A 23787-nucleotide genomic window follows, 5' to 3' on the forward strand; every position below is an offset into this window, starting at 1 on the left:
TAAGAATTTGATGAATCATAAAAACATTTTACTCATACTCCTTACCCAGTTGCTATTCACTTTTGCTGCAAGTGATCAGTACCTCTGCGCACAAAGATCTATGCCGCGCCACGTGGTACTCATAGGACTTGATGCTATGGGGGGATATGGTGTGCAGAGAGCCAGAACCCCGTCTCTCAATCGGATTATCAGAGAGGGAGCGTGGACTATACATGCCCGTTCCGTAAGACCCACAGAGAGTAGTCCCAACTGGATGTCTATGGTCAGCGGAGCTATACCGGTGATTCATGGAGTTACCGACAATGGTTGGATGCCCAATACCGGCATTATTGTGCCTGCTTACAAAAACAAGAAAGGTTTGTACCCTACTTTATTTGATCTAATCAAGGAGGCCGCTCCCAATAAAAAAGTACATATGTTTTATGAATGGGTGGAGCAGGAACGTATGTATGACACTTCTGCCGTGGATAAGATTGTCAAAGGTAAAACCGGTGAAGAGATTTTCCGTGAGGGTATGGAGGACTTCTTTGCATCCAAACCCGACTTCTCTTTTATCTCCATTGTTGAGACTGATGATGTGGGGCATGAGCATGGGCATGAGTCACAGGCCTACCTCGGATGTATAGAGAAGTACGATGTGCTTATCGGCAAATTCATAGATCGGCTCAAGGCTTCCGGCATGGATAAAAACACAGTCATCCTCATTACGGCTGATCACGGAGGTCTCGGTCATGCTCATGGCGATGACTCTCCTGCCGAATATAATATCCCTATCATGCTGTACGGTCACGGTGTTACTGCGGGCAAAAAGCTTCATGACGGTCATCTTATCTGTGATGTTGCGGGTACTATAGCTCATTTATTGGGAGTAAAGCTCGCTCCAGCTTCAGAGGGGCGGTTTATATCGGAGGCTTTCACTTCCAAGGAGAAAGGCTCGAGCAGAGATGTATATGTAGCCATGCCTTTTGTCTCTCCTACCAATGGGATGTTTAGGGATAGTGTCAAAGTGGGTATAACTTCGGACACAGAGGGACAAGCAGTCATTCACTACACCCTTGATGGTTCTAAACCCGGCCCTAAATCACCCATCTATAAAGATTCTCTCACGCTTACCTCCTCCGCTGTCGTTAGGGCTATAGCTTATAAAGGACTCCATGGTAGTGATATTGGCGAAGCTGATCTTAGGGTTGTTAGTCGGGAGGCTATCCCGAAGGTGCATTATGCAATGTACGATAATTATATGGGTAAGTCTGTTCCTGATTTTAATATTTTGGGTAAGCCTTCACGTACTGGATACGTGCATGAGTTTTCTCTTGATGAATTAAATGTAAACGACAAAGATCATTTTGCGATTCTTTTCACATCACAATTACGTATTGATAATGACGGAGAATACTCTTTTGGGGTTATTTCGGATGATGGATGTAAGTTATATATCAACGATAAAAAGGTGATTGATAACGACGGGTCACATTCTCCCGCGATGAAGCGTGGACATATTTTTCTGGGAAAAGGAGTATATTCAATAAAAGTTGAGTATTTTGAGAATTACATGGGGCAGTCCCTACAAGTATATTATGGTTCTGAGACTATTCCCATGCAAACTATTCCATTTTCAAAACTTAATAAATAACCTATGAAAAATTTTAATTTACTCCGATTTTGTGCTATTTTATCTGTAACGTTTAGTACAGCCTGTACTAAGGCTGAGTTGAATCATGATGGAGCGCCTCTTAATGGACAAAACTCCTCATTAGTTAGTCATGTGAAGTCAGGTACACTTCATAATGGAAATATCCCCACTTCTTCCTGGATGCAATTGTTGGATGATGGCAAAACGATATGCAATCTGGCACTTCCCTCTGCCCATGATGCAGGGGCGAGTAAGTCGGGAGGATTTATGTACCTTACTCAAAATAGTAGTCTTAAGGAGCAGCTTGAGTCAGGAGTGAGAGGCTTTGATATCAGGCTTAGAGCTTATGCCAATAAAGAATTGGCTATCTATCATGGTACCGCCAACCAGTACACTGATTTCAAACGAGATGTATTGGATATGATGACTGAGTATCTCGATACCCATCCTACTGAATTTATCTTACTTCATGTAAAACGAGAGGGAAATCCTACGAGTGGAAGTAAGGATTACAATGAGCTAATGAATGAGATTATCAAGAGTCATCCGCAACAAAGCCGGTTTACCACGATTTATTCACCTTATCAGACTGTCGGTTCTCTTAGAGGTAAGTTGGCAATTCTTTTCCGTGATAACGTTCCGGGGCTCGATAATTTTTCATATTTTCAGCTGTGGAGCGACAATGCTTCTTTTCGTTCTTTCTTATATTCAAAGCAGGGAAGCGTTTCGGCTCAAGTGGAAGATGAATACAAAGTGAAAGGCGTTTCTGATTCATCTAAATGGAAAGCTATCTACAATCATCTCAGTGCTTCACGTGCCTCTAATGGCACTTCGCTTTATGTAACTTTTTTAAGTGGTACGGGGGTGTTTTTCCCCCCCAAACGTGTTGCCGGGAATATGAATAGGCTTGCTGTAGAAGATCTGAGGAAGAATTCTGTCCCCGTAAAAGGCTTGTTCTTTATGGATTTTTGCGGATCAGACAAGGGTAAAGAGCTTACCATGGAGCTAATCAAGCAAAATCTATAGTTGCATCTTTTATTACAACACGTAAAGTCAATAACAGGATAGTTTTTCTTTGCGTGTTGTAATTATCTCATTAGACAAAAATATTGAACAAATACATAACACTTGTAAAATAATGAAAGAGCTAAAATGTTTACTCCTTGCGGCATCATTGCTGTGCCTCGGCATCATCCCATTACAGGCCCAGCACAAACAGGATACTGAAGCCACAGTGACTCTGGAAAAAACCTACGAACCTGTCAAGGTAATGCCTATCAAAGGCAGCAAAGTAAAGAACGTTGTCTTTATGATAGGCGATGGCATGAGCTTGGCACATGTATATACGCTGTGGGTTGCCAATAAGGGGCGTCTCAATCTGGAGAATGCACAAACGATAGGATTGTCCAAAACTTACTGTACAGACAAACTCATCACTGATTCCGGTGCTTCAGGTACGGCTATGGCTACCGGGCATAAGACGAAATATCATATGGTGGGTACGGATCCTGATGGTAAAGAACTCAAGTCTATCACTACATATGCTCGGGAAAAAGGTCTCTCTTCCGGTGTAATATCGGTGTGTCGCTTGTATGACGCCACGCCAGCGGCTTATTGCTGTCACAATGTCGATAGGGAAGATTACTATGATATTGCCAAAGATTATCTCGATTGTAATGTCGATTTTATTCTTGGTGGTGGAGCCAACTATTTCAACAAAAGACCTGATAAGAGGGATATTATCAAAGAGATGAGAGCAAAAGGTTATCAAACGCCTATGAAGTGGGATGACGTGGCCGCCATTAAGTCCGGTAAAGTATTTGCCGTATTGGATACGGTGGATATTCCCGAGCCTAAGATTCGCAAAGACGTATTGGCAAAAGCTTCGGTGAAGGCAATGGATCTCCTTTCTGCTAACAAAAAGGGATTTTTCCTGATGGTGGAAGGCTCACAAATCGATGATTACGGACACTCCAATGACTTGGACATGCTCATGCAGGAGATGGCAGACTTTGATCGTACCATAGGAGCTGTGATGAAATGGGCTGAAAAGAATGGCGAAACGCTCGTAGTCGTTACAGCTGACCACGAAACGGGAGGGCTTACGCTCGTAGGTGGTGATTTGCAGAAGGGAGAGATAAAAGGTAAATTCTCTACAGGTGGGCATAGCGGTGTCATGGTTCCTGTATATGTTTATGGCCCCGGTGCGGAGGAGTTTTCCGGTATCTATGAAAACACTGCTCTTTTCGACAAAATAAAGAAAGTCCTAAACCTGTAAAGCATGACACAGAGGTCTATTACATGGCGGGTTGTAATTGCTGTATGGGCTATGCTCTTGGGCGTATCGGAGATATGTACGGCTCAGGAAACTAAAGCTACTAAATACAACTTGCCTTACAAAAACACATATGTCAAGGAGCCTCTGGTCACGGACAATGTGTATCGTACGCTACCCGCGCACAAAACACCCGTACCGTCTTTTGCCCAAGCCAAAAATATCTTACCCGAACCTATCTGGGATGGGTATCCTGATGAACTAGCAATGTACTGGAAAGCATGGGAGTTTGCCGTCAGAAACCTCAAACATCCGTTACAGGGATCAGGGTTTGTCTCTACGTACTTCGATACAGCGTACAATGGCAATATCTTCATGTGGGATTCCTGCTTTATTCTCATGTTTGCCCGTTATGGCACTCGTTTATTTCCTTTCCAGCAGACGCTCGACAACTTTTACGCCAAACAACACCCTGACGGCTTCATCTGTCGTGAGATCAAAGCTGATGGTGCCGACTGTTTCGAGCGTTATGATCCTGTAAGCACAGGTCCCAATCTTCTGCCTTGGTGTGAGATGGTGTATTACAAGCAGTTTGGCGACACCGAGCGTTTGCACAAAGTGTTTCCCGTACTATGTGCCTATTATAAATGGCTCAAACTCAACCGTACTTGGCGCAACGGTACTTATTGGTCCAGTGGCTGGGGTACCGGTATGGACAATATGCCCAGAGTGTCTCCGGAATACAATATGATATTCAGCCATGGTCACATGATCTGGTTGGATACCAATCTACAGCAACTTTTTATTGCCAATCTCTTGCTTGAGATGGGGCTTTATCTCGAGCGTTGGCAAGAGATTGAGGACTTTGAAGACGATGCCAAGTTGCTCAAAAACTATATCAGCACCAACTTATGGGATGAGAAGAGCGGCTTCTTATATGATCAATATGCCGATGGCAAACTCAATTACACCAAAGGCATCGGTGCATACTGGGCTTTATATTCCGATGTGCTCGACTCGGCAAAGCTCGATAGGCTCACAGCAGAGTTGGACAACCCGAATACCTTTAACCGTAAATATAGGGTACCCTCGCTCAGTGCAGACAATCCTAAGTACCGTGACAATGGTCGTTACTGGCAAGGGGGGATCTGGCCGGGTACCAACTATATGGTGATCAACGGGCTTTACAACAAAGGATATAAAAAACAAGCTCTCGAAATAGCACGCAATCATTATAGCCAAGTACTCGATGTTTATCGTCGTACCCATACCTTTTGGGAGTATTACGCTCCCGAAAAGGCTGAGCCCGGCTTCATGGCGCGTAAGGATTTTATAGGTTGGACAGGACTGCCGCCTATTTCCATTCTCATAGAATACATGCTGGGGATCAAAGGTGATTATATCAATAATACCATTACATGGGATCTCAACGAAACGGTAAGGCACGGTATCAAGCGATATCCCTTCGGACCCACAGGCTCTATCGATTTGATTGCATCGGCTCGCACAAGTGCAGCCTCGAAACCACAACTTTCCATCAAAACCAATAAAGCGTTCAAGTTAGTTGTCAACTATGGCGATCGCACAGAAACCATAGCGGTTACCCCTGATCGCACCAATTACTAACCTACAAAGCAGTGAGGGGACCCCACACAAGGGAACCCCTCTCTGCTCTTCATGAATTTCAGGGTAGTGTACCGCTATTTCAGGATGTATTCAATCTCTTGCATCAGGGTGTAGCATCATATTCTAACTGATAAAAACACAACAAATACTCACTACACATGCCTGGTTATAAACTGTTGCTATTGGATCTCAAAGAGGATTTGCCGTTGGCATTGATGCAAAACAAACGAAAATCTGACTTGGCAGTCTTCAATTCAGCTGTTTTTATAACAACTGAGCGGATGTTTAGTCTGACAAAAATCAGAATTTTGAAATCGTCATATTGATGCAAATGTGGCTTAATATGTTTCAAAATGATGTAAATGTACTGTTGGGTTTGGCTTTTTGAAAGATTGGGTGGCGCAGTGACTTTTGTATAATTGAGCCTCTTGAGGTGTAGAGGTAGATCGCAGTCGTTGTTTAACTGAGATAAAGTTGTATTTTAACTAAAACACAAAAGTATTTTAACTAAAACATTTCGGTGTCATAACTAAAACAGGAGAGTCCTTTAGTTAAATTAGCGAGACATTTTAATTAAAATACGGGTGCATTTTGAGCTTTCCTACAGAAAAAGCCGTAAAGAGGTGCAGGTGTCCTCTATACGGCTTTGTTGTGATGGTCAAGTGTAGTTGGCTACATTTTGACAATTTGATATTTTATCTTTTCTATTGCATTTTGACAAAGTGTAAGCTTCGTGGAGTGCATACCGCTGCCAGCAAGTCACTGAGCGAGCGTTTTGCTGTATTCGTGGGGTATAGGTGATGTTTCGGAGTATTCATACGTGTGGGATAAAAAGTAATTGTCATCAAGACAAAGATACAACATCGTACCCCCCTTTGTCAAGAGGTGTAACCCTATTTTTTTACTTTTATCCTGAAGAGATGTGAACTTACGGTGCCCTCATTTGGTACCCGATTTGCTCTGCCCTGCAGCTACGGTGCGGTAGCCTATATTATCTTTCTTTTAGTCTCATGTAAAGTGATAATCCTAACCAGATGTGTTGCCACAGGAGTGGTGATGCTTTTCTTTAGTGGCTCTCAGGGCTAATGATTATTGGGTTGTACGAAGAGTCACAATTTAAATTTTTATATCTTTGCTTAGCTGAATCGGATGCGTATAACTTTATTTAATGTAGGCTTTTATTGTATTCGTATTAGAGCAAAGCTAGCGACAGGTGGTCGCAACTAACAGGACATTCGGTTCAAAGATATTCTTTGCATGGAATATCGATTGATTAAAAGGGAATTTGGTGTAATCCCAAAGCTATCCCCGTAGCCGTAAAGTCGTATATGTCATAGTATAATGTCACTGCCACAAGCGGGAAGGCACTATGATTTAGACTGAGTCGGAAGACCTGCCGAAGTATCATTACCGATAATATAGACGAATGTTTGATATCACCTATATGTCTTATCGGGTTGTGGGAGTCCTTTTGTTTTAAGTTCTTTCGGGTTGAAAAGAATTTTATACAACAGTCAGTGTATGTACTGCTCCTCCCGCTATGAGGTCAGAGCTTCCTTTCCTTGTATTTTTCTTGGCGATCCGTATATAATAAATATCAAAAAAATCGCCTTGATGAAAAAAAACATCTGCTTTTTTTACTCGATCTTGCTGGTACTTCTGTTTTATTCTTGTAATGGAAATCGTAGCAAAAACACACAAGCGATAGATAGTGTATCTATTGATTATGCCGACTTTTCGTATCCTGTCCAATTCAAATATGCCAAAGGTATTGAGGTGAAAAATCATGATCACTACAAAGAGGTCATGGTATTTAGCCCTGACACTCCTGATACTATGGCTACCTATATATTGTATCCGCGGGGTGAGAAACGTCCTCAACTATCATGTCGCAATTGCTATTTCATACCTGTTCCCCTGAAAAATATTGCCTGCTTATCTACTACTCAAGTGGGAGTATTACCATTGCTGGGCAAGGTGGATAAGCTTGTAGGTTGCTCCAATATAAAAAATATCTGTAATCCGGAGGTGCGTAAACGCATCAGTGAGGGTAAAGTGCAAGAGATAGCCCGGGGTATGGCTAAGAATATAGAGCAGATAGCCGCTTTGCACCCTGAGGTGGTGCTACAGGATTTGTCCAGAATGTCCGACAAGGACGAGGAGCTCATAAGCTCCGGTATCAATACCGTACTCTACAATGAGTGGAAAGAACGTAATCTCCTGGGGCGTGCGGAATGGATGAAGCTTACTGCCATGCTCCTGGGCTGTAATGCCAAAGCCGACAAATTATTCTCCAAAATAGAGGAAGACTACCTCAAAGCAAAAGAGCTGGTGGCGCAACAAACCGATACTATCCCCATCATGTATGGTCTGGACTATAAAGGCACGTGGTATCTGCCGGGTGAGTTTAGCTATCCCACCTCTATGTTTAGAGATGCAGGGGTTAAGTTTGACTATGCCGAGGGCAAAGTGAGTAGCCAGCCCTGTAGTTTCGAGCGCATCTTTAGCCGTCACCGCCATGCAAAGATATGGATATGTATGATGACTGGTAAGATTTTTACCATGGCTGACTTCTTGGCGCTCAACGACCGGTACAAGCATTTTGATGCTGCGGCCAACGGCATGGTGTTTATAGACCGCAAGCGAGTCAATGAGAATGGCGGCAATGACTTTTGGGAGAGTGGTCTCTACCGACCGGATTTACTGCTCAAAGATATTATCAAGATAACACGTCCGCAGTTACTGCCTGACTATGAAACAACTTATTGGATGCAGCTTAAGAAATGATGAAGAGAACTAACATCGCTTTTGTGGCAGCGGCATTGCTTACGCTACTCTGCTTTTTCCTTGATTTGATATGGGGTAGTTTGGATATATCCATGTCCGATGCAATAAACGCCTTGTTCAATACCTCCGCTATGGATACTACGGATTATGTAATACGCAACTTCCGCCTACCCAAAGCGCTTACCGCTCTTTTTGCAGGAGCCGGTATATCTATAGCGGGATTACAGATGCAGAACCTATTTCGCAATCCGCTGGCAGATACATCTATCTTGGGGATCAATAGCGGAGCAGGTGTAGGTGTAGCTATCTATACCATGTCGTTTACCATATTTCCGGGACTTATATAGACATCGGGGGTAGCCAATACTTGGGGTATAGTATTATCATCTTTTATCGGAGCGTTGGTGGTGCTTATGCTCATCTCCGGTATAGCTTCATGGCTCAAGGATATTATATCTGTACTCATCGTTGGGGTAATGATAGGTTTTATGGCAAGTTCCGTAATCTCGATACTCCAGTTTTTTACAGACAATGAGACGCTCAAGGGGTATTTGCTCTGGTCATTTGGTAGTGTCTCGGGTACAACATGGCGCCAGTTGCAGGTTATGATGCCTGTCGTTTCCATAGGATTGTTCTTATCCCTGATGATGCCCAAATATATGAATGCTCTGAATATCGGTGAAAACTATGCCCGCAGTGTAGGTATCAGTGTGGGCAAGGTACGTATGGCACTCATACTTATTACCAGCATTATCAGTGGTTGCATTACGGCATTCACGGGGCCTATAGCTTTTTTGGGTATCGCCGTACCGCACTTTACACGCATGGCTTTCAGGACCTCGGACAATAGGATACTGATCCCTGCAACGATGTTGTGCGGGTCACTGCTGATGCTGGTGTGTGATATCATAACGCAGGTACCGGGCAAGGGATTTGTATTGCCCATCAATGCCATCACTTCTCTGATAGGTGCTCCCGTGGTCATACTTATTATTGCTAAAAATAGAAAGAAAAGACTCGTATTCAATTAAGTAGATGAACAAACATCAAGATAATATCAGGCTGGAGAGCCTTGCTACAGGCTATAAGTCGCATAGAGGTGTATACGAGGTATCGCATCGGATAGATCTATCCGTACTCAATGGAGAGCTGGTCATGCTCATGGGACCCAATGGTTGCGGTAAGTCTACACTGATGCATACTATAGCCGGACTTCAAAGCCCCTTGAACGGTGCTGTATATCTCGCAGGCCATGAATTGGGTAAGCTTAGAGACAGTGACAGATCCAAACTTCTAAGTCTTGTGCTCACGGATAAGATTACCACAAACAATCTTACCGTATGGGATATTGTCTCTATTGGGCGATACCCCTATGTGAATCAACGGGGAAAGTTGAGAGAGCGTGATAAACATATGATATACTTGGCTCTTGAGCAATGTAATCTCAATGGATTTGAGTCGAGGTTTTTCAGTGAGCTCAGCGATGGAGAGAAGCAGCGGGTGATGATAGCTCGTGCTTTGGCTCAGGAAACACCTGTGATGCTACTCGACGAGCCTACTGCTCATCTCGATTTGCCGGGTAGGTTGGAAATCATGATTATGCTCAAGGATCTGGCATCCAAAACAGGCAAAAGCATCCTTGTTTCGACGCACGAATTAGACCTCGCTTTACAGTGGGCGGATACGGTGTGGCTGATGAATAAGCATGGCGATATAGAAGCGGGAGCTCCGGAAGACCTCATCCTCAACGGAGGCTTTGAGCAGGTTTTCGGGAATAGTCATCTTACTTTCGATGCTCATCAAGGTAAGTTTATAGTGAATAGTTCATCGCTCCATCCTATAAAAATAGAAGGAAATGGTTTGAGGTTTGATTGGACGGTAAATGCTCTGCATCGTAACGGCTACGTCAATGCCTCTGATGCTTCTTGCCGGTTTGCCATAACAGTGCGCGATGAAGACTGGATCCTCAGTACCGCAACGGATAAGACTTCCTTTGACTCTATCAGAACACTCATCCAAGCATTACATGCTATGTCTTATCCTCATACGTCGCACCCATGAAGTCGTATCACATAACCTATGTGCTGGATGCACACACTACGCTACCTCCTTTCGATGAGGTGAACGAAGCCTTGTGTAGGTCGGGTAGCGACACTGTAATATCGGCAAGCAAAATAAGCACCTCCACACTCGATGCCGAGGCTGTGGCAGAGGGCGATAGCTGGTCTACGCTGGACTCGTCTGACTTTATTCTGCTCATGACTCATGGCAGTATTGCTTATTTCAAACAGTTCAACCGCTTCAAGCAAAAGTACGCTGATAAGAAGATGATTTTTATCTACAGCACCATGCCTGATGAGATGGCGGAGATGATGCTGTGGCTCAGAGTGAGTGTGGCTGATGGTAATACGATACTCAAATACATCAAGTGCAAGAACACAACTAACCTGATCAACCTAAACAAATTCATTGCTTCGCACTACGGAGGTATCGACATTGATTATGCTCCTCCAGTAATACCGCAGTGGGAAGGACTTTATATCACTGATGAATTAGAGACGAATTATCTTGCTGAGGTACGTAAGGCGAAAGACGCGGGGTGCTATGTGGTGGGTGTGCTGATACCATATCACTTGTATGCTGATAAAAACTTACGCCACATCGACGCGCTTATAACCGCCCTCAATAGTGCGGGTACAGTGGTAATACCTATTTATACTACTGCGTCGAAAGATAATCTCACGGGCGAGAAGGGTGTGACGGCTACTGTGCAGGAGTATTTTTATGACCCTGACGGTCTGCTGGTAGATGTGGTGGTGAATACGTTGGGCTATTCCTTGGGGATCTTCGAGGAAAGCGGTTCTATTTGGATGGAGAAAAACGGTACATCTGCACCATCGTTACTTGCGCGCATGAACATCCCTGTAATACAGGCATACTATACCTATTTCTCTTACGAGCAGTGGAAGGAATCTGTGCAGGGGCTCGATGCGTTTTCTTTGGTATCTGCTGTTTATTATCCAGAATTTGACGGTCAGATAGACGGGTATCCTATCGGGTGTAGAGATATGACACACCCTCAGGAGATCACTATTGCCCCCATGGCAGAAGGGATAGACATCGTGTCTCGCCTTGCGTACAGATGGGCTAAGCTGCAGTACACCCCCAATGCTGAAAAGAAAGTCGCTATCATCTTTCACAATATGCCGCCTCGCAATGATATGATCGGGTGTGCCGCAGGACTTGATTCGCCGGCTTCAGTGTACAATCTCCTGCACAGCCTCGAAGCTATGGGGGTAAGTTTTGATAACCATTATAAGAACGGCGATGACATCATCAGGCGTATTATCAGTGCGGTGAGTAACGACGATGAGTGGCTCAGCGATGAGGAATTGATGAAGAGAGCTACCGACACGATACCTGCTGAGGCTTACCAACGATGGCATGATGAGCTGGAGCCGGAGACGAAAGCTTTCCTTGAAAAAGACTGGGGGGCCTCGCCCGGAACGTTCAAAGTCGTTGATGGAGCAATGCCCGTGCCGGGCATCCTCAATGGTAATGTATTTATAGGATTGCAACCCCCTCGTGGCTACGAACAGCAAGCCGAGGCGGTTTATCACAGCACAGATATTGCCTGCCCTCATTTTTACATAGCTATCTATAAATGGATACGCCATGTATTCAATGCCGACGTTGTCGTACATATCGGTACACACGGTACGCTGGAGTGGTTGCCCGGTAAAGAAAAAGCGTTGTCAAAGGCTTGTCTGCCTCAAACCAACATAGACGATATGCCACACCTTTACCTCTATCATACATCAGTAATCGGGGAGGGGATTCAAGCCAAAAGGCGAGCGTCAGCGGTGCTACTCAATCACCTCGAACCCGTATCTACCGAGAGCGGTACGTATGACGAGCTATCGGAACTGGATGAGCTGGTGCATAAATATATCACAGCACCCATGACCAAAGCCCAACACCGACTATGTGAAGAAAGTATCCTGGCTATGGTGCAAAAGCTACATATGGATCAGGATTTGGGATTAGACGTAGGTAATGTAACGGATGCGGGAGCGTATATTACCAAAGTTCACAACTGGCTGGGGGTAATCAAGCGCTCCATGGTAAAGGACGGGTTGCATATTTTTGGCGAAGCGCCATCGGGATCGAGACTCAACGACTTTGTGCGTGTATTGCTACGGGTCTCCGGTAGTAACTGCTTGTCTATGGACGAAGCACTGGCTCTGTACTATGGTTTCCCTATAGAAGTGTTGCGCCTTATCCCTGATAAGATCTGGAATGACGGATCTACCTCTGTGATGATACTTGATCGGTTCACGGCGGTGAGTCGTCGCTTGGTCGAGGCTCTGAATCAAAACCGTTTTAATCCCCTTGATGAGGCTAGGTGCCGTAGCATTCTCGGTGACGGTGTGGGAAGTATGCAGGCAGTGCAGGACATCATGCAGGTAGTGCACGAGCAGATATACCCCAAGCTGTGTGATACGACAAACGAATTGAAGGCATTCGAAAAAGGGATCACAGCACAGTTCATTCTTCCCGGAAAAGGTGGAAGTCCGTCGCGCGGAAATCTCGACATATTGCCTACCGGTCGTAATATGTATGCTCTCGATCCCAACGAAATACCCTCTCATGTAGCGTATAAGATAGGAAGCAAGTTGGGTGAGCAATTGCTGGAGAAATATCTAAAAAACGATGACACTTATCCCGAAAGTATAGCGATAGTTCTTTACTCGGGCGATCAGATGCGTACCTACGGTGAGGATATAGCAGAGATACTATGGCTCATGGGACTAAAACCTGTGTGGATGAGTGACAGCTCTGATAAAGTTACCGGGCTTGAAGTAATACCTCTGGATGTATTACAGCGCCCACGGATCGATGTCGTGTCCCGCATCTCGGGTTTGTTGCGCGATACTTTTCCGTCTATTATATCCTTGCTCGACGATGCCGTCAAGATGGTGGTGAGTCTGAACGAACCGCACGAGATGAATTATGTAAAAAAGCATTTCGATGAAGATATATTGCATCTGCGTGAGCAAGGAATAGATTCCAAACTTGCCGAGCAACACGCCCTCGTGAGAGTCTTCGGATGTCCTCCCGGTAACTATGGCGGAGGGGTAGATGTACTTGTCGAGAATAAGAATTGGAGCACTGATGATGATCTTGCTACAGCTGCCATCACGTGGGCTGCTCACGCTTATAGTGGCGACTTTCATGGACAAAAGTGCCGTGATAATCTGGAGCGACAGCTTTCCAAAGTAACTGCCACGGTGAAGAACGAAAACACAATTGACTTCGATCTCTATGATATCGATGACGAGTTTATCTATCACGGTGGCCTCATAGCTGCGGTGAAAAAGTGCAGCGGCAAAGCTCCGCAGTCTTTTTACGGTAACAGCTCGGATCCTTCCTTTACCGTTGTGAGGTCGGTCAAAGAAGAGTCTGCCAGGGTGATGCGTTCACGATTACTCAATCCCATTTGGATTGAAGGGCTCAAAAGACATGGTTACAAAGGAGCACAAGATGTAGCCTACAACATGGACAATATATTCGGGTGGGACGCCGTGGCTGATATTGTCGAAGACTGGAATTACGAAGCCTTGGCACAGCATCTCCTCGGTAATGCAGATCACAAAGAATGGTTGCGTGAAGCCAATCCCTGGGCTCTAAGAGAGATTGCAGAGAAGCTACTCGAAGCCTCACAAAGAGGGATGTGGCATGCACAACCCGAAACACTGGAGCTGGTAGAAAAGGTGTATCTGGAGTGTGAAGGTCTGATGGAAGGCGATTAATAACGATGATAAACTAAGATATGATAAGATATCCATTTACAGCGATAGTAGGACAAGAGCAGATGAAACTGGCACTGCTGCTCAATATGATCAATCCTAAGATAGGAGGAGTGCTCATTATGGGCGAGAAAGGTACGGCCAAGTCCACCGTGGTGCGAGGTCTCGCTTTGCTCACAGAGCATACATCCGTGGTGGAGCTACCCATTTCTGCCACGGAGGATAAGTTGGTTGGCTCCATCGATATAGAGCATGCGCTCAAGACCGGTGAGACAAAGTTTGAGCCCGGTATACTGCATCACGCTCACGGCAATATATTATATGTAGACGAAGTAAACCTGCTCGAAGATCACTTAGTGGATATTCTCCTCGATGTCTCTGCGATGGGGGTGAATTATATAGAACGAGAAGGGATCTCCTTTTCACATCCATCCGAATTTGTGCTTGTCGGCACCATGAACCCCGAAGAGGGAGACTTACGCCCGCAACTTCTCGATCGTTTCGGCCTATCGGTACGGGTACGTGGCGAGCAGGATGTCGAAAACCGTATGGAGATTCTGAAACGCAGGCTGGAGTACGACCGTAATCCCCAGGCTTTCATGGAACAGTATCGTGACGAGGAGCGTGCACTCGCGTCACGCATTCTTCATGCGCGTGAGCTACTACCGCAGGTCACTTTTGCCAACGATATATTAGCCTTGATAGCCCATATCAGCATCGAGCTGCAAGTCGATGGGCATAGAGCCGATATTACGCTCTTGAAAACAGCGATGGCGCTCTCCACATTCGACGGCCGATATGAGGTGTCGCCTACTGATGTATTCAAAGCTTCGGAGCTGGTATTACCTCATCGCATGCGTCGATTGCCGTTTGACTCCCCCGACTTCACAGCAGATGATGTGAGGTCGTTGTGTGAAAAAATAGTCTCCGATCTTCACCCCGAAGTATAAGATTATGCGCGTATCATTCAGTAGTATCATTGGTCAGCCTCAGGCTTGTCAAGCTATCACCGTAGCACTTGCAAGTCCTACGTCGTGCAGCCTCCTTTTGGGCGGTGAGACGGGTGTGGGCAAATCCCTCCTCCTTGCATCAGTGCGCGAGCTTGCCGGTAGCAGAGAGGTGCTGGTACTTCCTTCTTCTCTCTCCGAGGACATGCTCTATGATTTCACCGATGTATCGGAGATACTACAGCAGGGGCATTACCGACAGCGAGAGGGCCTGCTACGACGGATGCATGGCAATGTAGTGCTAGCGGACAACCTCAATTTACTGCCCACTCATGTGCTTTTTATTATACTCGATTATTTACAGCAATGCCGGGGCGAAGACAGTTTTTGTTTCATCGGAGCCGTGAACACGGAGGAGGGGAGCATCAGTGCAGCCGTGTTGGATAAGTTCGACCTTTTCGTCGCCCTGCAACATATCACCGAACCGGAGGTGCGCAGTCGGATTATCAGACAATCGCTCTTGCAAACCGATTATAATGAACACCTGCTCACCGCTAACATAACCAAGGCTCGAAGCAAAGCAAGCGAGATCAAGGTGAGTGTAACGGATTACCGATTCGCTGCACAATTGTGTGCCGAGGCTTTTGTCTCAGGACACAGAGCCGACATAGCACTACTTCATGCTGCCATTACGCATGCTTCACTTGCCGGCAGAAATAGTCTGGATCTTAGCGACTTCACTGCGGTGAAGGACTTAGCGCTGCGCCATCGGATCAACAACCCGGTGCCGGACTCCCTGCCCAACTCTGATCACACTCCCCCACATCAGGGTGAGCAAGATGCCTCAGCTCCACCGCCCTCTGAAATCCCTGAGGCTCCCGACTGTAATAACCCCTCTCCCACCTCTGCATCCGCAGAATCGGAGCCTGATGAAGCGCTTCTTGCTCCCGAGCGTATGGATGAGATAGGACGTTTGTCCATGACATTCGATCCCATCAACAACCTACAGCGTGTCGTCAGGCTTCACTCCGGCTTTGGAGCCAGAGTCAAATGTGCTCAGGATTTTCACAAAGGGAGCTACAGAAGCGCTGCTGCCACGTCCCGATTGTCTTACGATCTTGCCATCATACCCACCATCCGAGCCGCAGCTCCGTTCCAATATCACCGTAAGCTCTCGAGTACAGCGAGTGACCCGTTTCTGATTATTGATCCACAGGATTATCGCATCAAGAAACGTCGTCACCGTACCGGATATCACATCCTTTTCTTAGTGGATGCCAGTGGTTCCATGGGAGTGAAGAAAAGGATGACAGAGGTCAAAGGCATGATTATGGAGCTACTGCGCAACGCTTATATCAAGCGTGACAGTGTGGGCATGATTACTTTTCGGGGTGATGATGCTACATTGGTGTTGCCTTTTACCCGTAGTGTGTCGCGAGCGCATGATCTACTGGCACATATATCTACAGGTGGGCGCACCCCGCTTTATATGGGGCTCAAACTTGCCTGCGAAGTCATCACATCGGAAAAGCGAAAAAACAAACAGCTATCGCCTGTATTGGTTCTGCTTACCGATGGTAGAGCCACCTCTAATTTCGATGGTGAAAACAAGGTGGATGTAATAGCAGGATGCGCACGCAGACTTGCCGATCTCACCACTCGCACCATCGTTATCGATACGGAGACGGGATTTATACGCCTCCGCAAAGCACAACGGATAGCGGAGGCTATGCAAGCCGACTCGTACTATCTGCTGGACGAGCTCACAGAATATGTACCCAATATAATAAATAGATGTTTATGAGTGTGACATTTGATCAACGAAAGGATAAAGAACTGCTATACCTCACCCCGCTGGGTGATGAGGTCTACTTCTATGACGATAGTATGGTGATGCGCTTTGTGGGCAATAGGGGTGTTGTGAGTACGTCCAACCTCAATGGCGGTTACAGGGAAGACCTACAGTTTGCTTTCAACAACAGCTGTGGGAGAGTGCCGTCCGTAGTGGCAAAAAGTCACTGTCCGCTCAAGGGGCGCAACATCACCGAGCATTACAGTGCCATTGCCGGGGAGCTGGGCTTGCCCATCACGCACACCACCGGTATGGGCACTGCCGCCCTCATCGAAAATGCAGCTTGTGCCTCACGCTCCTACCATGGCATCGAAGTCATGGCTATAGCCACTGCCGGTATAGATGTCAATGGAGGCAGAGCAGGTGATAGAGCAGCTCATGATGAGTTTACCAAGTCCCCTATTACACAAGTGGGCACCATCAATGTATTCTTACTCATCAATGCATGGCTCGATAGCGGAGCCCTCACGCGTGCGCTCATTACAGCCACCGAAGCCAAAACAGCTGCTCTGCTCGAGCTCATGGCAAACAGTATGTATTCGGAGGACTTGGCTACCGGCTCCGGTACCGACTCGCTCATAGCCGTGTGCAACAATGATGCGCACACGGTACTGTACAATACCGGCAAGCATGTGCTCATGGGCGAGATGATAGGGCGCAGTGTCAAGGAAGCTGTGACCAAAGCGCTGGCATTGCAGACGGGCATGACTCCTGAGCGTCAATCCTCGGTCGAGTGGCAATGCAAGCGCTATGGCCTCACACGTCAGAGTATACTTCACTACTACAGCCATAGCTTCGGTGACTATGAGATAAACCAAGTCACTCCACTGCTCGATGCCTTGATCACCGACAATGAGGTGGTGGCGTCTGTGGCTTGCATAGCACACCTGTGTGACCAAAACCGCTGGGGTCTCATCACTGACAAAACTCTCATGGACAAAGCCGGGCTATTGCTCAATGACCTGCTTCGTACATACGGGCAACAAGCAATAGACTTGCACCGTAAAAGCAAACATACCCGATATGAGAATCAAGACATTTATAAAATGATAATATCGGATACAATACTCTCTCTGGCACGTATACTCCACTCCCAAGTTTAATGCAACTATATTTTTTAAAATAAACACAATGAAAAAGAATTTACTCCTTATTATTACTTTAGCCATGGCTCTGCCATTGTTGGCTAAAGCGGATGGAAATCCTGTTGACTCCGTCAAGGTCTACAACCTACAGGATGTCACGGTGTATTCTACGCGATCAGCATTACCTCTCAAACGTGTACCCGGCAAGATAGAAGTTATCCCTTCTCGTACTATAGCCAACTCGAGCTATAGCAATCTTGCGGATATTCTCAAAAACAATAGCTCGGTGGGTGTAATCCAGTACAGTGGCTACAACACGGTTATAGGTATCAGGGGTTTTAAACCATCGGGCAAGTATGTTACAGTCTTGGTCAATGGTGTACCTGCAGGTACCGACAATATCTCTACACTGGGCGTGACAGACATAGAGCAAGTAGAGATACTCAAGGGGCCGTTCTCCTCTATCTATGGCACCAATGCCATGGGAGGGGTACTTAACCTGATCACGAAAAAGAACAAAGGAGACCTCACGGGCAATGTGTCACTCTCAGTGGGCTCGTTCCAGGCATCCCGCGGAGCCCTCAATCTGGGCGGAGCACTCGTCGATAAACTGTCCTTCGACCTCAATGTGAGTTTTGACAATCAAGCTCAGGGCTACAAGACCGGCAAGCACAACCTGCTCTCGCTCTCTCCACTGGAAGAAGTGATCTTGGATACTGCCACCAAGGGCATCCGTATGATGGGTAGTAACTTCGGTGCCGCTACAGGTCGTCTCAGGCTCGGTTACGAATTCAGCCCTTTGTGGTCGCTCGATGTATACCAGACTATATTCTCGGGAGCCGACATACCTACGGGCGGTAGCATCTGGGGGGTATATGGCAACAAGAAAAAGGACATAGGGCGTAGTGCCACTTCTCTGGAACTCCGCGGTGGTATTGGCAATCACAAGCTCCTCTTTACTCCTTATTACAATATAGAGAGAAACAAAAACTACACCCTCTATGCCGATACTGCATATGTCAACTACAAAAGCAAGTACCAGACCTACGGTGCTACCCTTCAAGACAACTTCAAGATAGCCGACCAAGACTTCGTGCTGGGATTGGATAGCCGTAACATGCAGACAAAATCGGATCGATACAAGGCTCGTAACGAAAAAGAAAAGCCCTATCAGCCCGGTTACAGAACCAATAGTATGGGGATCTTCGCTCAAATGAACTTTAAGCTACTCAATGACAAACTCCTGATCTCTACAGGCGCCCGTGCGGACTTTATGAAATTCAAGCTCGAAGCTAACGATCTGCTCAAGAACGAGGCTAAAACGGAGTCGTACAACATCGTGAGCCCCAATGTAGGTGTGAAGTACGAGTTGCTCCGGGGGCTGATGTTGCATGGGTCATGGGGTAGATCATTTGCCGCTCCCGATGCATATCAGAAATCGGGTCAGTACGATGGTCCTTTCGGCCGTACGGAAGGTAACCCCGATCTCAAACCTGAGAAGTCTCGCACCACAGACTTTGGGGTGGGCTACAGCAACTTCGACAAGGGTATTCAGGTCGATATCACCTACTTCGATACCAGACACTCCGACATGATAATCTCTTACAAAAAAGACAAAACTATCACCTCTTACCTCAATGCACAGAAAGCCAAGATGAGAGGTCTGGAGCTCATGGCGTCATACAACTTAGGTTCGCTTTGGGCAAATAGCTTTGTGCTCAAGCCTTATATCAATGCAACACTTATGCTCGACACCAAAGTAAAGATAGATGCCAACAAAGATGAGTGGTCGCAGATGCTTTATACTCGTCGCCAAAACATCTCTTTTGGTATCGAGTACAGAGGCGAAGAGGGTATAGAGTTTGTGCTCAACGGCCGCTTTACCGGTCACAGATACGAGGAAAACTGGTACAAATATTACCCCAAAGTGCGCCCTACACTCAACGCTATGCTGGAAAAAGAAAATCCCGAGCTGGCTGCGAAAGGGCTGTTGAGGATGCCCCAGTTTCTGATCTTCGACACGTCACTTTACTACCACGTGAATAGTCACCTCATGGTAGGCGCAAACATGAACAACATATTCAATGAGAACTACACTGAAAAAGACGGCTATAACATGCCCGGTCGCAATGTCATGTTCAAGGCTACTTATCAGTTTTGATTCCCTATAAATACCTACAGGAAACAAGCATATTTCGCCATAACCACTGTGGGTACGTCACTCTAGGCACCATGGCATGGCGGTGAAATATAGCTGAGTGGTTGCTTCCGCTCTGTTCCTTCTGATTTATCTGCAAGTTTAGGCATCGCAGTATGCCTAAGCTTGCAGACTTTTTTTGTAGACATCCCCTCGCACTTCAGCTGTATGGTTTTCCCCTCTGATCTTCATTTTGCAAAATTATAACAATGCGCTAAAGGAGGGGTAGGCGTTATGTGACATAGATCAACTCGCTTCTCTCCCGTAAGAGTATAGATGGGGAGAGGCTTTTCGGTGAAATTTCTTTAGAGGCCACTGTCGGTATAGAAACAAAATAAGCAATAGTCTGACTTGGCAGTCTTCAATTCAGCTGTTTTTATAACAACTGAACGGATGTTTAGTCTGACAAAAATCAGAATTTTGAAATCGTCATATTGATGCAAATGTGGCTTGATATGTTTCAAAATGATGTAAATGTACTTTTGGGTTTGTCTTTTTGAAAGAGTGGGTAGCGCAGTGACTTTTGTATAATTGAGCTTCTTGAGGTGTAGAGGTTGATCGCAGTCGTTGTTTAACTGAGATAAAGTTGTGTTTTAACTAAAACACAAAAGTATTTTAACTAAAACATTTCGGTGTCATAACTAAAACAGGAGAGTCCTTTAGTTAAATTAGCGAGACATTTTAACTAAAATACGGGTGCATTTTGAGCTCTCCTACAGAAAAAGCCGTAAAGAGGTGCAGGTGTCCTCTATACGGCTTTGTTGTGATGGTCAAGTGTAGTTGGCTACATTTTGACAATTTGATATTTTATCTTTTCTATTGCATTTTGACAAAGTGTAAGCTCCGTGGTGTGCATACCGCTGCCAGCAAGTCACTTAGCGAGCGTTTTGCTGTATTCGTGGGGTATAGGTGATGTTTCGGAGTATTCATACGTGTGGGATAAAAAGTAATTGTCATCATGACAAAGATACAACATCGTACCCCCTTTGTCAAGCTAATCTATACACATATCTCAACGATTTAACATACTTTTATTCAATTTCTTGCATTGTATCCTCGTTGTTTTTTTCGTATCTTTATATATGTAACTTAACATTTTCAGGCGTCATAAAAGATGCACGTATCGCTAAGCGATTATATTTCGTCTTGGCAGCAATGACACGTCGTGTGGACGGGGTCATGAACAGTTGTTTTAAGAATCATGCAGAAAGGCAGGGGGCTTATCGACTCCTAAATAATAAAAGATGGAAAATGGATCAGTTTTTGGACTGCGTTACCGCAAATAGCGCACAATGTTGCAAAGATCTTAAGCATGTGCTTTGCATTCAGGATACTACAGAGTTTACTTTTGATAATATCAGTGGCCGATTAAACCCTAATGACGAAGATTATGGGTATGGAACCAACAAGAGTTCGGAGTACAGCATCTTTGCTCATCCTTGCTTGCTCTTTGACCCTGAGACGGAAACCCCTATGGGTTATAGTTCGATTGAGTTGTATAACAGAGATCGCAAAGACGCACGCCAGAAGAAACAGCTGCGTAAAAAACTTGGATTTAATGAGAAAGAATCGTCTCGTTGGGCTGCATCGGCTAAAATGGCAAACGCGAATTTGCCAGAAAATTTACGTAAAACCATGGTGGGTGATCGTGAGAATGATATCTACACCGTCATGAGTAAGACGTTGGAAGAAGGATGTGATTTTCTGATTCGCTCCATTCACAATCGGCTTCTCGAGGGAGATTCAAAATCTAAAAAAGAACGTATCATCGAATGGTTGGATAAACAACCGGTTAGTTTCAGTTGCACATCCCAGATCACTAGGCAAAATAGGCGTAAACCTCGCAAGGCGTTGTTCGACGTCAAATATGCACCAGTCACTTTCGGCAACACAGGTAATGGTAAAGACGATGTTTCAAAGAGTATTAGCTGCCACTACGTTCATGTCAGAGAAGATGCCGGTAGCGTTCCCGAGGGTGAAAAGCCTATCGAATGGCGTTTGCTCACCTCGCACGAAGTAAAGAGTAAGGAAGATGCACTCCGGATTATACAGTGGTACAAGTATCGATGGCATATCGAAGAAGTCTTTAGATTAATGAAAACCAAAGGCTTGGGTATTACCTCTGCCCAATTAGAAAACGGTATGGCGATGAAAAAGCTTATGGCAATGGGGTTCTATGTTGTGCTAAAGTGTATGACTCTAAAGAAAAAATATGACACTGCCAATGAGAGCGTTTCATGTAATCGACTCTTTACAGAGGAAGAGTGCGAGATGCTGCATCTAGAGATGGAAATGCTACATAAAGAGTCTCCTCGATCAAAAGATGGGAATAATCCTTTTCGGGAAGATTCGTTAGCTTGGGCTTCGTGGATAATAGCCCGACTGGGATCATGGAAAGCTTATGTAAAATCTGGCGGACCTCCAGGATATAATACCATATGCAAAGGTCTAAAGGTTTTCCATGAGCACCTCACTGTACTATCTTTCATGAAACAAAAATATTAAAAGATGTGTATAAAGATTAGTTTGTCAAGAGGTGTGGCTACTTTTTTTGTACCACCCCGGGGCTTGAGTTACCACCTGTATCGGGGGTGTTAATAAATGAGTGGTAAGGACTTTTTTGGCCGATTACACCCTTGCTATGATAGGGATATCTCAAAATATATAACATCTCGTAAATCCATGGCCAAATAGGTATTGTGACGTACAAGCAGGGAGATGGGCTTGGGATAATAAATAAAATAGGGTCCTTATCCCCCCCCCCAAAGAATATACGGCTATATCCTGTGAGAACATAGCCGTATAAGTTTTGTGTGGTTGCAAAAATGTGTTTATGGAATCACTTCTTCAGGCGGGGTTGCATCTGACTGACGCTCTATTACAGTATCTGTAGCCGGGGGCGGTGTCATCACATGTGTTTCGTTGATGGGCTTGGGCTTCAATTCTTCATTTTCTTTTTGTAGTTTGTGTATCTCCTGTTGCATCTCGTCTCGGGTTATGATACCTGCTTTCATCTCGTCCTCGAGGTTGATCCACTCTTTCACTCCCCTTACGGAAAGTCCTATTGCCATGACAGCAATGGCTCCTACGGCTCCCAGCGTGGAGTAAGGTATAGTGCCGGGAGCATAGCCCGGCAACGTCCAATGCCAAGCATGGTAACATACTACCGGAATAAAGAGGCCTATAATAGCAAATACCAAAGATAGGAGGATGTATGGGTAGAATAGCCTGCGACGAATCATCTTGGGTGCGATGATGTAATAATTGGCATAGAAAAGGATGATAAGAAATACATCGACCAACCATAAGGAATAGTACTGCTGCGGAGACTGCCAGAAGGCTGCATTGGCTCCGCTGCCCGACATCAGCAGAGACTGCACCAATACCAGTACCAACCAGACTAGCGCGTATATCAAGAAGGATAGGGATTTGTTCATATGAATATTGGTTTTAATAGTGAATAATTCATTGCAGGGATCAAACTTATACAATAAAAAACGGCCTATAAAGAACTCGAAACGAACGATAAATGACTAAGTTCTTTTCATTATCTTCAATAAGCTTTATATTTGTAT

At 45.4% G+C, this 23787-nt stretch carries 13 protein-coding genes, 1 pseudogene and 1 riboswitch; of the genes and pseudogenes, 13 read left to right on the forward strand and 1 reads right to left on the reverse strand.

What is annotated here, in order from left to right; translation table 11 throughout:
* The first annotated feature begins 10 nt into the window (after nucleotides 1-10).
* The 13 genes and pseudogenes from VYJ22_RS01935 to VYJ22_RS01995 all read left to right on the forward strand — a co-directional run bounded on the left by VYJ22_RS01935 (nucleotide 11) and on the right by VYJ22_RS01995 (nucleotide 22717).
* On the forward strand, nucleotides 11-1633 hold the full coding sequence (locus tag VYJ22_RS01935) for an alkaline phosphatase family protein (RefSeq protein WP_329904721.1): 1623 nt from the start codon (nucleotides 11-13) through the stop codon (nucleotides 1631-1633).
* 3 nt (nucleotides 1634-1636) lie between these two features.
* Nucleotides 1637-2659 (forward strand): phosphatidylinositol-specific phospholipase C domain-containing protein, encoded by a 1023-nt coding sequence (locus VYJ22_RS01940; protein WP_329904722.1) that lies wholly within the window; start codon nucleotides 1637-1639, stop codon nucleotides 2657-2659.
* A gap of 112 nt (nucleotides 2660-2771) precedes the next feature.
* Complete coding sequence (locus VYJ22_RS01945) at nucleotides 2772-3911, forward strand: alkaline phosphatase (protein WP_329904723.1); 1140 nt, start codon at nucleotides 2772-2774, stop codon at nucleotides 3909-3911.
* 51 nt (nucleotides 3912-3962) lie between these two features.
* On the forward strand, nucleotides 3963-5534 hold the full coding sequence (locus VYJ22_RS01950) for an MGH1-like glycoside hydrolase domain-containing protein (protein ID WP_329905544.1): 1572 nt from the start codon (nucleotides 3963-3965) through the stop codon (nucleotides 5532-5534).
* Nucleotides 5535-6753: 1219 nt separating this feature from the next.
* A riboswitch (cobalamin riboswitch) is annotated at nucleotides 6754-6949 on the forward strand.
* A 199-nt stretch (nucleotides 6950-7148) separates the two neighbouring features.
* The gene (locus VYJ22_RS01955; RefSeq protein ID WP_329904726.1) at nucleotides 7149-8321 is read left to right on the forward strand and encodes an ABC transporter substrate-binding protein; all 1173 of its coding nucleotides are present in this window, start codon (nucleotides 7149-7151) and stop codon (nucleotides 8319-8321) included.
* Nucleotides 8321-9352, forward strand: a pseudogene (locus VYJ22_RS01960) (FecCD family ABC transporter permease). The gene VYJ22_RS01955 and the pseudogene VYJ22_RS01960 overlap by 1 nt, the downstream one beginning before the upstream one ends.
* Nucleotides 9353-9356: 4 nt before the next feature.
* Nucleotides 9357-10382 carry an ABC transporter ATP-binding protein gene (locus VYJ22_RS01965; RefSeq protein WP_329904727.1) on the forward strand — a complete coding sequence of 342 codons (1026 nt, stop codon included), beginning with the start codon at nucleotides 9357-9359 and terminating at the stop codon, nucleotides 10380-10382.
* The gene (gene cobN, locus VYJ22_RS01970) at nucleotides 10379-14134 is read left to right on the forward strand and encodes a cobaltochelatase subunit CobN (RefSeq protein ID WP_329904728.1); all 3756 of its coding nucleotides are present in this window, start codon (nucleotides 10379-10381) and stop codon (nucleotides 14132-14134) included. The genes VYJ22_RS01965 and cobN overlap by 4 nt, the downstream gene beginning before the upstream one ends.
* A 20-nt stretch (nucleotides 14135-14154) precedes the next feature.
* Complete coding sequence (locus tag VYJ22_RS01975; RefSeq protein WP_329904729.1) at nucleotides 14155-15081, forward strand: ATP-binding protein; 927 nt, start codon at nucleotides 14155-14157, stop codon at nucleotides 15079-15081.
* A 4-nt stretch (nucleotides 15082-15085) separates the two neighbouring features.
* Nucleotides 15086-16882 (forward strand): VWA domain-containing protein, encoded by a 1797-nt coding sequence (locus VYJ22_RS01980; protein WP_329904730.1) that lies wholly within the window; start codon nucleotides 15086-15088, stop codon nucleotides 16880-16882.
* Nucleotides 16879-18033, forward strand: coding sequence for an adenosylcobinamide amidohydrolase (locus VYJ22_RS01985; RefSeq protein WP_329904731.1), 1155 nt, complete (start codon nucleotides 16879-16881; stop codon nucleotides 18031-18033). Before VYJ22_RS01980 ends, VYJ22_RS01985 begins: the two co-directional genes overlap by 4 nt.
* Before the next feature lie 28 nt (nucleotides 18034-18061).
* Nucleotides 18062-20176, forward strand: a complete 2115-nt coding sequence (locus VYJ22_RS01990) for a TonB-dependent receptor domain-containing protein (protein ID WP_329904732.1) — start codon at nucleotides 18062-18064, stop codon at nucleotides 20174-20176.
* 1191 nt (nucleotides 20177-21367) lie between these two features.
* Complete coding sequence (locus VYJ22_RS01995; protein ID WP_329904734.1) at nucleotides 21368-22717, forward strand: IS4 family transposase; 1350 nt, start codon at nucleotides 21368-21370, stop codon at nucleotides 22715-22717.
* A 326-nt stretch (nucleotides 22718-23043) separates the two neighbouring features.
* Here VYJ22_RS01995 and VYJ22_RS02000 read toward each other — a convergent pair whose 3' ends face one another.
* On the reverse strand, nucleotides 23044-23649 hold the full coding sequence (locus VYJ22_RS02000) for a hypothetical protein (protein WP_329904735.1): 606 nt from the start codon (nucleotides 23647-23649) through the stop codon (nucleotides 23044-23046).
* Nucleotides 23650-23787: the final 138 nt, after the last annotated feature.

Origin of the sequence: Porphyromonas pogonae (assembly GCF_036320655.1) — a bacterium.
Classification (GTDB): Bacteria; Bacteroidota; Bacteroidia; order Bacteroidales; family Porphyromonadaceae; genus Porphyromonas; species Porphyromonas pogonae.

Coding starts and splice junctions, on each gene's coding strand:
- VYJ22_RS01935 (WP_329904721.1), top strand. CDS start 11: ATGAATCATAAAAACATTTTACTCATACTCCTTACCCAGTTGCTATTC.
- VYJ22_RS01940 (WP_329904722.1), top strand. CDS start 1,637: ATGAAAAATTTTAATTTACTCCGATTTTGTGCTATTTTATCTGTAACG.
- VYJ22_RS01945 (WP_329904723.1), top strand. CDS start 2,772: ATGAAAGAGCTAAAATGTTTACTCCTTGCGGCATCATTGCTGTGCCTC.
- VYJ22_RS01950 (WP_329905544.1), top strand. CDS start 3,963: ATGCTCTTGGGCGTATCGGAGATATGTACGGCTCAGGAAACTAAAGCT.
- VYJ22_RS01955 (WP_329904726.1), top strand. CDS start 7,149: ATGAAAAAAAACATCTGCTTTTTTTACTCGATCTTGCTGGTACTTCTG.
- VYJ22_RS01965 (WP_329904727.1), top strand. CDS start 9,357: ATGAACAAACATCAAGATAATATCAGGCTGGAGAGCCTTGCTACAGGC.
- cobN (WP_329904728.1), top strand. CDS start 10,379: ATGAAGTCGTATCACATAACCTATGTGCTGGATGCACACACTACGCTA.
- VYJ22_RS01975 (WP_329904729.1), top strand. CDS start 14,155: ATGATAAGATATCCATTTACAGCGATAGTAGGACAAGAGCAGATGAAA.
- VYJ22_RS01980 (WP_329904730.1), top strand. CDS start 15,086: ATGCGCGTATCATTCAGTAGTATCATTGGTCAGCCTCAGGCTTGTCAA.
- VYJ22_RS01985 (WP_329904731.1), top strand. CDS start 16,879: ATGAGTGTGACATTTGATCAACGAAAGGATAAAGAACTGCTATACCTC.
- VYJ22_RS01990 (WP_329904732.1), top strand. CDS start 18,062: ATGAAAAAGAATTTACTCCTTATTATTACTTTAGCCATGGCTCTGCCA.
- VYJ22_RS01995 (WP_329904734.1), top strand. CDS start 21,368: ATGACACGTCGTGTGGACGGGGTCATGAACAGTTGTTTTAAGAATCAT.
- VYJ22_RS02000 (WP_329904735.1), bottom strand. CDS start 23,649: ATGAACAAATCCCTATCCTTCTTGATATACGCGCTAGTCTGGTTGGTA.